Source organism: Bacillus licheniformis DSM 13 = ATCC 14580, from assembly GCF_000011645.1.
Classification (GTDB): Bacteria; Bacillota; Bacilli; order Bacillales; family Bacillaceae; genus Bacillus; species Bacillus licheniformis.
Genome location: NC_006270.3, coordinates 148,434 through 157,500, shown reverse-complemented (window position 1 = coordinate 157,500; position 9,067 = coordinate 148,434). Strand labels below are relative to the sequence as shown.

The following is a 9,067-nucleotide window of genomic DNA, read 5'->3' as shown; positions in this document are numbered from 1 at the left end:
AAGACCGCCGACCGGCCAGTTTAATAAAGACGTACTCGATGTTGCTAAACAGTACGGCTACACCGTTGTTCATTATAGTATTAACTCGGATGACTGGACGAACCCGGGGGTTCAAAAGATCGTCCAAAACGTAAATGGAACGGTAAACGCCGGTGACATCGTGCTCTTTCACGCTTCAGATTCCGCCAAACAAACAAAAGAAGCCCTGCCAGAGATCGTGCACCATCTCAGAAGCAAGGGGCTCAAAAACGTAACAGTCAGCGAATTAATCGCAAATACGGATGCAAAATCTTCAGAAGTAAAGTAGCAGCCGGTCTAAGCGCGTGCCTGAAATTTTGGCAGCATTAAAAGCTGAAAAGCGTTGCAGGCTAATAAAGGAAGCAGCATTAAATAGAGCCAGTCCTCTTCATTGACCCTTAACGCCGGGAACCACTCCATCACAGTAAAAACAAACATTAGAAATAATGCGGAAACGAACGTTTTTTTAGAGGACTGTTTTTGCTTTGCATAAGCGGCCGCAATGCCTACCGCCAAAATAAAGAGCGGCAGCCAAATGTACGGAATGATGGAGCCTCCATCTTTTTCAAAAAACAGAAAGCGCAAGTAAACCAAGTCAAACGCGACAAATATAATCAAAAACAGCTGAATCGAATTCCACAAAGAATGAGATCTGAAAATTTCCAGTGCAAAGCGGTGAATCGTTAAGAAAATCACAAATCCCATTTGAGCAATCACGCTAAAGATCATGCCAACCCCGATAAACCAGAAAAGAACAGACAGAATCTCCAATACCTCGAAGGAAAGAAACAGCTCCTTATATCTTCCCCACTCTATGGCAAAACCGACAATACTTGTAGTCAAAGCTCCGACACCCAATACGGAAAAGAAAAATCGGACGAGATTACGGCTTTTCATTGTAGACTTCCCAACCCCTAAATAAACCGCTGTAACAGCGATATTTTGTTATGTATAAATTTTTAAAAGACATTCATATTAAAGGTAAGACGAGTTTTCGAAAGGAGCTTAAGCATGTTCAAGACCGCAATGCTATCGATAAGCTGTTTTCTGTTTCTATCTGTAACAGCTTGTGCTCCCACGGACCAAGCAGCTGAGATGGACTATGATCAAACCAAAAAAATGGTTGTCGATATATTAAAGACAGATGACGGAAAAAAAGCGATTCAAGAAATATTAAATGATGACAAATTAAATGAAACACTTGTAATGGATGAAAAAACTGTCAAAGAAACCGTTGAAAAAACAATGACCTCCAAAAAAGGAGCTGAATTTTGGAAAAAAGTCTTTGAAGATCCAAAATTCGCTGAAGGCTTTGCCAAAACACTTCAAAATGAACATGAAAAAGTGCTGAAAAAACTGATGAAAGATCCTGAGTACCAAAAAATGCTGATGCAGGTCATGCAGGATCCTGAAATGGCCAAAAAATACGGTGAACTTGTCAGAAGCCAGGAATTCCGAAGCCACCTGCAGGAAGTCATATCTGACACTCTGACAAGCCCTCTTTACAGAAAGCAGTTTGAAGAGGAACTGAAAAAAGCTGCTGCTGAAAGCATGAAAGAAGAAATGAAAGGCGGCGAAGAAAAACAAAGCTGAGCCGCTTTTCATTCCCTAAAAGCTTCTTCTGCGGAGGAAGCTTTTTTTGCTCTTTAAGCTTTTGCGCCAATGCTTTCGTCGATTTTTTTGGCGATATCCAAATAAATGGCGCCGGTCGGGTGGCTTTCATCATAAACGGACGGCGCAAATTCGCTGTCATCCCAATCCGGCTGCTTCAGCGGAATTTTGCCCAGAATTGGAACGCCTAGTTCCTCTGCGAGCTTTTCGCCTCCGCCTTTGCCGAATACATATTCTTTCTCGCCTGTTTTGACGCTTTCGTAATAAGCCATATTTTCAACGATCCCCACGATTTCATGATCGGTCTTCAAGGCCATCGCGCCCGCTCTTGCAGCGACAAACGCGGCAGTAGGGTGCGGCGTCGACACGATCACCTCTTTGCAGCTTGGAAGCATTGAGTGAACATCAAGCGCTACATCGCCTGTTCCCGGCGGCAGGTCTAAGATAATATAATCGACATCCCCCCATTCAACCTCATGGAAGAAGTTATTCAGCATTTTTCCAAGCATGGGGCCTCTCCAAATGACAGGGGCATTGTCTTCTACAAAGAATCCCATCGAAATCACTTTGACCCCGAATCTTTCAACCGGCACGACCTTTTCTCCTTCGATCGTCGGCCGTACAGTGATTCCCATCATATCCGGAACACTGAAACCGTAAATATCGGCGTCGATTAATCCGACTTTCTTTCCGATTCGCGCCAGGGACACAGCCAAATTGACCGACACCGTCGACTTGCCGACGCCGCCTTTGCCGCTTGCCACAGCTAAAAACACAGGCTGTTTTTCACTATTCAGCAGAGATTGATCCTGCCCTTTGGCAGACTCTTGATAACTCATTACGACTTCTTCGGGCAGCTCCTCAAAACGCAGGCCGACCGTCTCTGCACCGGCTTCTTTCAACCGTATGACGATTTCCTGCTGAAGCTGCATTTGTTCGGCAGATCCCGTTTTTGCGAGCGCCACCTTTACGCTGACGTGCCGTTTTTCGGGTTTTATTTTAATTTCTTTTACGGCATCCAGCTCTCTGAGCGGCTTGTGAAGAAATGGCTCGTCCAAATCGCCGACTATCTTTTTTACATCGTCTTCTCGCAACATTGATCTCACCCTTTGTTGTATTCGTTTACAAAATAAGTATAGCATATCTTTCCTTATAGTGTCTTTGACACAAAAAGAAACCCTCTTATTCAGGAGGGTCTCTGTCTTCTGTAAAGTAGCGCAATACGCCTTTATAAACGGATGCTGCGATTTTGTCCTGATATTTGGGCTTGGCCAGCTGTTTTGCCTCTTCCGGGTTAGACAAAAACCCGATTTCGACAAGGGCCCCGGGCTTTTTAACATTTTGCATCAAATAAATTCCGTGTATCCGCTTTGCCTTCCGCGTCGTGTTTTCAAGATTATGTCTTAATTCATCCTGAATAAACTTGGCGGCCCGTTCATTCTCTTCATATTGCCCGTAATAGAAGCTTTGCGCACCGCTCCATCGCGCGGAAGGAATCGCATTCAAATGGATGCTGAGGTAAAGATCGGCTTCAGAATTGTTGATCATATCGACCCTCTTCCGCAAGTCTTCAGCTTTTCTTCTGCTGAGTCCCCTCGTTTCTTCAGGAGCGAGATCATGATCGTCCTCCCGCGTCAGCATCACCAAGGCGCCCTGCTCCTGGAGATAGTCCCTGATTCTTAGGGATACTTCAAGAGCCACGTCTTTTTCAAGGAGTTCACCGCTTGATGCCCCTCCATCGGCGCCCCCGTGTCCAGGATCAATATAAATGATTTTGCCGCTCAGCGGAAGATTCCATGACCGCCAAGAATCATCATTGTTGAATTGATATTGAAATAAACATAATAAAACGACAAAGCCGAGTAAAAACCCGAGCCATTTTATTTTTTTCTTCATCCCTTTCCCTCCCGCTCGTCCTTACTACAAGATATGGGACAAGGAAAGGAAATATGATTAAGCTTGGCCTCACTTTTTCATAAAACTTTGTTTTATCTGAGCCGAAGCTTAAAGCGTCTTTCCCGCTGGCTGAAGCCTTCCTTCCACCAGCTTTGGATGAAGTATTCGCAGGCATAATAGAGCGGTTCATAAGCAGCTTGAACATTAAAAGCCTCAGACCAGCTGACAGCATATTCATAAAGCTCGTGCAGTAGCTGTTTTTCTTCTTTTTCTGAGCGGATCATCGCTCGATGAACGGGTTCTCCGTGATAGCCGAACTTCCCGTACTCGGCTCCCAGCAAATATGCCTCAATGGCAAAGTCGATGCAGCCGTCATATAAGATATCCGTATGCTTAGAAAAAAAGTGAAAAAGAGGAGCAAAGCATTCCTCTGCAGAATTCAGCATTTTTTCCAAAGACAGTTCGCGCAGAAGCTGTTTTTCCAAATTGATCTGCTTCTTTTGTTTTTCATTGTTAAAAGATACGACCGTCCCCATAGAAACCGCCTCCTTTTTACCTTGTATTGTGCAGTCAGGAGCCGGAAATCATGCTCTTCTAAGGAAGGGAAACGGAGGAAGAAGCCGAAAATATTAGAAGAGGTGAGATGAGTGAAAGGATTGTTTCAATATAATTGGGAAGTTCGACATGCATGGTTTAAGTGGTGCCTCAGCCAGCCGCAAGAGGAGCTGGTCAAGAAGCGTTCAGGCGGAATGGGAAGCATTAAGAAAAATCTGTTTCATATTGTAGATGTGGAAGTAAGCTGGATCTACGCCATTTTAGAAAAACCGGATATTCAACCTGATTACTCTCATTACCAGACGATTCAGCAGATCGCTCGGTTTTCCGACCTGCACCGCTCAGAAATAGAAAGTGTAATTTTTAATTATTCCAGCGCCTTCGAACATCTGCCGGTTAAAGCGGCTTGGTCAGACGAAGTCTGTACGCAAGGCGATATTTTAAGGCATTTAATCGCACACGAGATCCACCATATCGGCCAAATCTCCGTCTGGACGAGGGAATCGGGCTCTGCTCCAGTATCCGCTTCATATATAGGGCGGAAAATATAATAAAAAAACTCCCAAACCAAATGGCTTGAGAGTTTTTGAAACGCCAGAAATTAACGTTTTGAGAACTGAGGTGCACGGCGTGCGCCTTTAAGTCCGTATTTTTTACGCTCTTTCATACGTGCGTCACGAGTCAGTAGACCGGCACGTTTTAGAGTTGAACGGTATTCCGGATCTGCTTCAAGCAAAGCGCGGGCGATACCGTGACGGATTGCTCCAGCTTGACCGGAGAAGCCGCCTCCATGTACGTTTACTAAAACGTCATAAGTACCAGCTGTTTCAGTCAAAGTTAATGGTTGTTTGATATCTTCGATTAGAGCTGCAGATGGGATGTGCTCGCTGATTTCACGATTATTCACGATGATACGGCCTTCTCCTGGAACTAAACGCACGCGCGCTACAGAGCTTTTACGACGGCCAGTACCGTAATATTGAACCTGTGCCAAATTGGTAACCTCCTTTTTAATTAACCGCGAAGTTCGTAAACTTCAGGTTTTTGTGCTTGGTGTGGATGCTCAGAACCACGGTATACATTCAATTTTTTGAACATTTGACGACCTAGAGAACCTTTTGGAAGCATGCCTTTGATCGCAAGTTCAAGCATTTTCTCAGGGTAGTTTGTACGCATTTCAAGAGCAGTTCTTGATTTTAAACCGCCTGGATGTTGAGTGTGACGGTAGTAGATTTTGTCCGTTAACTTTTTACCAGTTAACTCGATTTTTTCAGCGTTGATGATGATCACATGATCTCCAGTGTCAACGTGTGGTGTGTAAGTTGGTTTATGTTTTCCGCGAAGGATAGATGCAACTTCAGTAGAAAGACGTCCTAGCGTCTTGCCAGCAGCATCAACAACTAACCACTTGCGTTCAATATTACTTGCGTTAGCCATAGGTGTTGTACGCATTAAATTTCCCTCCTAAATGATCTGCCATTTTCAATAAACTTCAATTACGTTCTATTTCAAAACACAATAAGTTTCCGGGGCTTATCGTGGGGTTGAAATACATACCATATGATATCTTATAACTTTCTGTACTCTCTGTCAAGAAAATGTTACACCTGGTTTAGTTGTCATAGATAACACGCCATAAATATAAGCCGTGTGCCGGTGCAGTGCGCCCTGCGGCATCGCGGTTTTTGGCAAGAATCATCTTTTCAATGTCACCAGGGGAAAATTTGCCGGTTCCTACATCAAGAAGCGTACCGGCAATGATTCTAACCATGTTATACAAAAATCCGCTTCCCACAATTCTCATCTGCAGTCCGTCCCCTGTGTCAGACCATTCCAGTTCATGGACCGTTCTGACTTTATCCTTCACTTCGGTTTTGGTCGCACAAAAGCTTGTGAAGTCATGGGTTCCGACCAGATAGCGGGAGGCTTCCTTAACTTTCTCCATATCAAGGTCATAAGGAACATGGTATGCATAGTAGCGTTTAAAAACGTCCGGATGTCTGCCCCTGTATATCATATACCGGTATTCTTTTCTTTTCGCAGAAAACCTCGCATGAAATTGATCATTGACAGCTTCCGCCTTGCGGACCGATATATCATCGGGCAGCAGGGCATTCAATGCATACGGCCATTTCGCCTCAGGAATGGATAGCGGACTGTCAAAATGAATCGTCTGTCCGACTGCGTGGACGCCGCTGTCGGTGCGCCCGGATGAAACGACAGGAATACGCTCCTTCGCTTTATGGAGCGTTTGCAGCGCTTTTTCAAGCTCATCCTGAATCGTTCTTTGCCCAGGCTGCACTTGGTAGCCGTAAAAAAGGTGTCCGTCATATGAAATCGTGCACTTCATTCTCATCGTCCATCACCTAAGTCCGCAATAAAATTAGCAAAACGCCAAGAACAGCTAAAATGAGGAGCACGGAAGTATCCTTCCATTTCCATGTCAGCTGCCTGTATTTTGTACGGCCTTCTCCTCCCCTGTATCCTCGCGCCTCCATCGCGGTTGCAAGCTCTTCAGCTCTTTTAAAGGCACTGACAAAAAGCGGGACAAGGAGAGGAACGATCGCTTTGACGCGTTCTTTGACCGGGCCGTTCGCAAAATCGACGCCTCTTGCCATTTGCGCTTTCATGATCTTATCCGTCTCTTCGATCAAAGTCGGTATAAATCTGAGGGAGATGGACATCATGAGAGCGAGTTCATGGACGGGAAGCTTCAATTTTTTAAACGGACCGAGCAAATGCTCCAAACCATCGGTCACTTCGATTGGAGTCGTCGTCAATGTTAAAATCGTTGTGATCATGATGAGGTAAACAAAGCGCAGAGAAATAAAAATCCCTTGAACAAGCCCCTGTTCATAAATTTTAAACAGGCCGAGATCGGCGAGAACCGGTCCTTCCCTTGTCATAAAAATATGAAGCAGAAACGTAAACAGCACAATCCAGAACACCGGCTTCATTCCTTTTATAAGGAATCGCACCGGAACGCCTGACAAAGCGGCGGCTGCAACCGTAAACAGGCCGAGCAATGCATATGTTTCCGTATTATTCGCGAAAAAAACGATAAAGACAAAAAGGAAAATGGTTAACAGCTTTGTACGCGGATCGAGCCGATGAATGACCGATTTCCCGGGTACGTATTTGCCGATAATGATATTGTCCATCATAGGGCATTTTCCTCCTGAAAAAGAGCTTTAACTTCGGAGGCTGCTTCTTCAATCGTCAAAATCGGCGCTTTGAACGTAATCCCCAGCGTCTCTTCAAGGCGTTTTTGGAATTTAATCGTTTCCGGCAAATCAAGCCCTAAAGCGGCAATGTCGTCTTTCCTTGAAAAAAGCTCCCGCGGCGTCCCTTTTGCTTTGACCGTCCCTTTATGCATCACAATCAGTTCATCTGCATACGCTGCCGCGTCTTCCATACTGTGGGTGACGAGAATTGTCGTCAGGTTCCTCTGCTTATGGAGGCTGTAGAACATGTCCATGATCTCCTTGCGGCCTCTTGGGTCAAGCCCTGCCGTCGGTTCATCGAGGACAAGAACCTCAGGCTCCATCGCCAGCACTCCCGCAATGGCCACGCGGCGCATTTGCCCTCCGCTTAGTTCAAACGGAGACCTGTCGGACAGCTCTGCACCCAAACCTACCAGCTTCAGCATTTCCCTCGCTTTTTCTTCCGCCTTTTCCCGGCTCATGCCAAAGTTGATCGGACCGAATGCGATATCCTTTAAAATTGTTTCTTCAAACAGCTGATGTTCAGGAAACTGAAAGACAATGCCGACCTTTTTCCGCAAAGCTTTTAGATGTTTATTCTTTTTGCCTGCTTCAAGAACGTCCTCGCCGAGGCGTATCTGTCCTTTTGTCGGTTTTAAAAGCCCGTTCAGGTGCTGAAGCAAAGTCGATTTTCCCGATCCTGTATGGCCGATTACGGCGACATAGCTTCCTTCTTTAATCACAGCGTTGACATCATAGATCGCCAGGCGTTCAAAAGGCGTTTTCATCTGGTATCGGTGCTCTACATCTTTGATTTCAATGTCCATAGCTCATTCACCAATCCTTCTTGTGTCAGATGATCGCCTTTCAGAGCCAGACCGCTTTCCTTCAGCATTTGGGTGAGCTGAAAAGAAAATGGCAAATCAAGCCCGATTTTAATCAGATCTTGATTCAGACGAAAGACTTCCTGCGGCGTGCCTTCGGCAAATTTTCTACCGCTGTTCATGACGATGATCCGGTCGGCCTTCGCGGCTTCGTTTAAGTCATGGGTAATCGAAATGACCGTAACCATTCCTTGGTCTTTCAGCCTTCTGACCGTATCCAGCACTTCTTCCCGCCCCATCGGGTCGAGCATGGAAGTCGCTTCGTCGAGAATCATGATGTCAGGCCGGGCAGCAAGCACTCCCGCAATCGCAACACGCTGCTTTTGTCCTCCCGAGAGATGGTGCGGCTCTTGATCGAGAAATTCTTGCATGTTCACCTGTTGAACGGCCCAATCCACCCTTTCCACCATGTCTTCTCTTGGAACTCCGCTGTTTTCTAAACCAAAAGCCACATCATCGCGGACGGTTGTCCCGACAAATTGGTTATCCGGATTTTGAAACACCATGCCGACCTTTTTTCGGACATCCCAGACCGTCTCTTCCGTCAGCTTGATACCGCCTACTTTAATCGATCCTTCATCAGGCAGAATCAGTCCGTTTAAAGCACGGGCGAGCGTCGACTTTCCTGAACCGTTGTGACCGACGATCGCAAGCCATTCTCCTTTCGACACATGGAAAGATACGTGATCAAGCGCAGGCCTGTCTGCATCTTTCTGGTAGCGAAACGTGATATCTTCTGCAGCGATTAATCGCTCTTGATTCATTTGCCCGTCCGGCCTCCTCTCCTCTAAAGCTCTGCTTTTCTGACTATTCTTTTATCATAGAAAATTCCCCGGTATCTAAAAAAAGGGCATAGATCCAGTTAAAAACTGTCCCGCCCTTCTTTAGACACACAAAATA

13 protein-coding genes (1 of these 13 running past the window's edge) are annotated in these 9,067 nt (G+C 45.6%); 3 read left to right on the top strand and 10 right to left on the bottom strand.

Going from position 1 to position 9,067, the window contains the following annotated elements; genetic code table 11:
- Nucleotides 1-307, top strand: the 3' portion of a protein-coding gene (gene pdaB, locus TRNA_RS22390) for a polysaccharide deacetylase family sporulation protein PdaB (RefSeq protein WP_003178409.1). It extends 458 nt beyond the left edge of the window; the window shows 307 of its 765 coding nt (coding positions 459-765); the start codon falls outside the window, past its left edge; the stop codon is at nucleotides 305-307.
- Nucleotides 308-315: 8 nt separating this feature from the next.
- On the opposite strand, the gene TRNA_RS22385 is transcribed toward pdaB, so the two are convergent.
- On the bottom strand, nucleotides 316-915 hold the full coding sequence (locus TRNA_RS22385; protein ID WP_003178407.1) for a KinB-signaling pathway activation protein: 600 nt from the start codon (nucleotides 913-915) through the stop codon (nucleotides 316-318).
- A 114-nt stretch (nucleotides 916-1,029) separates the two neighbouring features.
- Between TRNA_RS22385 and gerD the strand changes: the two genes are divergently transcribed.
- The gene (gene gerD / locus TRNA_RS22380) at nucleotides 1,030-1,611 is read left to right on the top strand and encodes a spore germination lipoprotein GerD (RefSeq protein WP_009330340.1); all 582 of its coding nucleotides are present in this window, start codon (nucleotides 1,030-1,032) and stop codon (nucleotides 1,609-1,611) included.
- 53 nt (nucleotides 1,612-1,664) lie between these two features.
- Here the strand turns inward: gerD and TRNA_RS22375 are convergent, their stop codons facing one another.
- The 3 genes from TRNA_RS22375 to TRNA_RS22365 form a co-directional block, all read right to left on the bottom strand.
- Entirely contained in the window at nucleotides 1,665-2,726 is a 1,062-nt protein-coding gene (locus TRNA_RS22375) for an Mrp/NBP35 family ATP-binding protein (RefSeq protein WP_003178403.1), read from the bottom strand.
- Between the two features lie 85 nt (nucleotides 2,727-2,811).
- Nucleotides 2,812-3,525, bottom strand: a complete 714-nt coding sequence (cwlD, locus tag TRNA_RS22370) for an N-acetylmuramoyl-L-alanine amidase CwlD (RefSeq protein ID WP_003178401.1) — start codon at nucleotides 3,523-3,525, stop codon at nucleotides 2,812-2,814.
- 92 nt (nucleotides 3,526-3,617) lie between these two features.
- Complete coding sequence (locus tag TRNA_RS22365; RefSeq protein ID WP_003178399.1) at nucleotides 3,618-4,061, bottom strand: YbaK family protein; 444 nt, start codon at nucleotides 4,059-4,061, stop codon at nucleotides 3,618-3,620.
- A 111-nt stretch (nucleotides 4,062-4,172) separates the two neighbouring features.
- On the opposite strand from TRNA_RS22365, the gene TRNA_RS22360 reads away from it, so the two are divergent.
- Complete coding sequence (locus TRNA_RS22360) at nucleotides 4,173-4,631, top strand: DinB family protein (RefSeq protein ID WP_009330341.1); 459 nt, start codon at nucleotides 4,173-4,175, stop codon at nucleotides 4,629-4,631.
- A gap of 50 nt (nucleotides 4,632-4,681) precedes the next feature.
- On the opposite strand, the gene rpsI is transcribed toward TRNA_RS22360, so the two are convergent.
- From rpsI to TRNA_RS22330, 6 genes are all read right to left on the bottom strand, one after another.
- Nucleotides 4,682-5,074, bottom strand: coding sequence for a 30S ribosomal protein S9 (rpsI, locus tag TRNA_RS22355; protein WP_003178395.1), 393 nt, complete (start codon nucleotides 5,072-5,074; stop codon nucleotides 4,682-4,684).
- Nucleotides 5,075-5,094: 20 nt separating this feature from the next.
- Nucleotides 5,095-5,532 (bottom strand): 50S ribosomal protein L13, encoded by a 438-nt coding sequence (gene rplM, locus TRNA_RS22350; protein ID WP_003178393.1) that lies wholly within the window; start codon nucleotides 5,530-5,532, stop codon nucleotides 5,095-5,097.
- A 160-nt stretch (nucleotides 5,533-5,692) separates the two neighbouring features.
- On the bottom strand, nucleotides 5,693-6,436 hold the full coding sequence (gene truA, locus TRNA_RS22345) for a tRNA pseudouridine(38-40) synthase TruA (RefSeq protein ID WP_003178391.1): 744 nt from the start codon (nucleotides 6,434-6,436) through the stop codon (nucleotides 5,693-5,695).
- A gap of 10 nt (nucleotides 6,437-6,446) precedes the next feature.
- Nucleotides 6,447-7,244, bottom strand: a complete 798-nt coding sequence (locus TRNA_RS22340) for an energy-coupling factor transporter transmembrane component T family protein (protein ID WP_003178389.1) — start codon at nucleotides 7,242-7,244, stop codon at nucleotides 6,447-6,449.
- The gene (locus tag TRNA_RS22335) at nucleotides 7,241-8,110 is read right to left on the bottom strand and encodes an energy-coupling factor ABC transporter ATP-binding protein (RefSeq protein ID WP_003178387.1); all 870 of its coding nucleotides are present in this window, start codon (nucleotides 8,108-8,110) and stop codon (nucleotides 7,241-7,243) included. The genes TRNA_RS22340 and TRNA_RS22335 overlap by 4 nt, the downstream gene beginning before the upstream one ends.
- A complete protein-coding gene (locus TRNA_RS22330; protein ID WP_003178386.1) occupies nucleotides 8,086-8,931 on the bottom strand; it encodes an energy-coupling factor ABC transporter ATP-binding protein in 846 nt (281 codons plus the stop codon). Before TRNA_RS22330 ends, TRNA_RS22335 begins: the two co-directional genes overlap by 25 nt.
- Between the last annotated feature and the right edge of the window lie 136 nt (nucleotides 8,932-9,067).